Source organism: Bacteroidota bacterium, assembly GCA_030706565.1.
GTDB lineage: Bacteria > Bacteroidota > Bacteroidia > Bacteroidales > JAUZOH01 > JAUZOH01.
On sequence record JAUZOH010000530.1, the window covers coordinates 1 to 2,271 of the forward strand.

Consider the following 2,271-nt stretch of genomic DNA (forward strand, 5'->3'; position numbering starts at 1 on the left):
ATGGAAGAAGGGACCTTCTGCTATAATGCCAATTTCAACTTTATGCTGACCCAGTCGGCACCGGGTTATGCAACCATATCAACCGGTTCAAACCCTTCAGATCACGGGATCATCGCAGATTCCTGGTACCTTAGGTTAAGAGGGAAAAGAATCAATGCCACAGACGATGACAATGTCAAAACAATTGGAGGAGGAGGAAGTATTGGCAGACATTCTCCACGGAATCTCACCGTTTCTACATTAGGGGATGAATTAAAACTGGCCTCACATTCAAAATCCAAAGTCATCGGAATCTCGATCAAACCGGATGCCGCCATCCTGCTTACCGGCCATCGTGCCAACGAAGCCTATTGGTACGACGATGCCACCGGGAATTGGATTACCAGTTCCTACTACACCGATACCTTGCCCCGTTGGGTGAATGACTTCAATGCAAAAAAAATGGCAGATATTTACCTGAATCATGTATGGGAGCCCCTTTTACCTGCAAGTGATTATACAGAGTCCCTGCCTGACGACAATAAGTACGAAACAGGCATTAATGGCAAACATACCTTCCCTTATCCACTTAATAACCTGAGTAAAATCAAGGATAAGTACACAAATTATGAAATGCTCAAATACACGCCCTTCGGGAATACTTACACCAAAGATATGGCCATAGCCGCCATTGCCAATGAAAATTTAGGAAAAGGCGACAATCCCGATCTGCTGACAGTAAATTTCTCAACCATGTCCTATATCAACGAAAAGTACGGAAATAATTCAGTAGAGATGGAAGATACTTATCTCCGGCTTGATAAGGATTTAGAACATTTTATTCATTTTATCGACGACAACTTAGGCAAAGAAAATACGCTGATCGTGCTCACCTCCGACCATGGAGAAGCATCGGTCCCGGCATACCTGGCCGATATGAACTTACCGGTTGATTATTTTAATGCCAACAATGCCATTGCACTGCTCAAAAGTTATCTAAACGTGGTATACGGGAAAGGTGATTGGGTTAAATTTTACAACAACCGCCAAATTTACCTCAATCACAACTTAATCGAAGATTCAAAAATTTCGCTTAAGGAAATGCAGGAAAAGGTAGCTCAATTTATTATTCAATTTTCGGGGGTAGCCAATGTAATTACAGCATCTACCTTACAAACCACCAACTTCACCCGTGGGATAGCGGAGAAAATGCAAAACAGCTATAATCAAAAATATTCAGGAGACGTACTGATAAATTTGCAAGCCGGTTGGATAGAAAAAGACGGCAAAATAACCTCTGGAAATTCTCCTTATTCCTATGATACTCATGTGCCCTTAATCTGGTATGGCTGGAAAATAAAAAGGGCTGACATTGCAATGCCGGTTGACATGACAGATATTGCCCCAACTCTTTCAAGCTTTTTAAATATTGCATTTCCAAATTCCTGCTCAGGAAACCCCATATTGAAGCTAATGGAATAAAATAAAAAACCTGTTTATTGACAGGTTTTTTATCAAAGATTGAAAAAAAGTTTAAATGAATTTAAAGGATCAGTGAAGATTTAAATTGCCATTTTAATAAGTGTCTGCTTGATCATTCTCGTCTTCATTTTCGCGCTCCTCTGTCCGGAAATAAGTATCGATATCATCTAAATCATCTACTTCCTGATAGAATTTCCGTCTCATTTTCTGACCTGAGTCTTTCTTAAGGCTCTTTTTTATTCTTAATCCATCATCGTCAGAATCAAAAAAGTTTTCTCTTTTCGACTTGCGAAAATCCTTCTTTGTTTTCATTGGGTGAAAAATTTAAATAATTAAAATTACGTTATTGATTATTAGAGTTTTACCTGTTAAATATCGGTATATTTTACTGAATAAAAATACTATATTTTATTTTATTAAAGAAAATAGTTTGGCGTATTTTTTTTTTAACCAACTATTAAAAATCATACAAAAGCAGATTTAAACTTTGAAATTTTTAGTTACCAACATAAAATCATCAAGAATTGAAATATTTTTCTCTACTGCACTTCCCACAACTGCAATATCGGCACCCGCCCGGTAAACAGATTCCAGATCTTCTATAGAGGATATCCCTCCTCCCACCACAAGTGGAATGGAGATATTCTTCCTTACCTCCGAGATCATCCGGTCATTTATTCTGTTGTGTGCACCACTGCCGGCTTCAAGATAAATAAGTTTCAATCCCAGCATTTCTCCGGCAATAGCTGTTGCCACAACAATATCGTATTTATCGGCAGGAATAGGCTTGGAATTGCTTATATATTCAAC

General features: G+C 38.4%; 3 protein-coding genes. 1 reads left to right on the forward strand and 2 read right to left on the reverse strand.

From position 1 onward, the window contains the following. On the forward strand, window positions 1-1,461 hold a 1,461-nt coding region (locus tag Q8907_16435), incomplete at its 5' end, for an alkaline phosphatase family protein (GenBank protein MDP4275857.1). Window positions 1,462-1,554: 93 nt separating this feature from the next. On the opposite strand, the gene Q8907_16440 is transcribed toward Q8907_16435, so the two are convergent. Next, window positions 1,555-1,773, reverse strand: coding sequence for a hypothetical protein (locus Q8907_16440; GenBank protein MDP4275858.1), 219 nt, complete (start codon window positions 1,771-1,773; stop codon window positions 1,555-1,557). Window positions 1,774-1,941: 168 nt separating this feature from the next. Beyond that, window positions 1,942-2,271: geranylgeranylglyceryl/heptaprenylglyceryl phosphate synthase (locus Q8907_16445; GenBank protein ID MDP4275859.1), on the reverse strand; the 330-nt coding region annotated here is incomplete at its 5' end.

Coding starts and splice junctions, on each gene's coding strand:
- Q8907_16440 (MDP4275858.1), bottom strand. CDS start 1,773: ATGAAAACAAAGAAGGATTTTCGCAAGTCGAAAAGAGAAAACTTTTTT.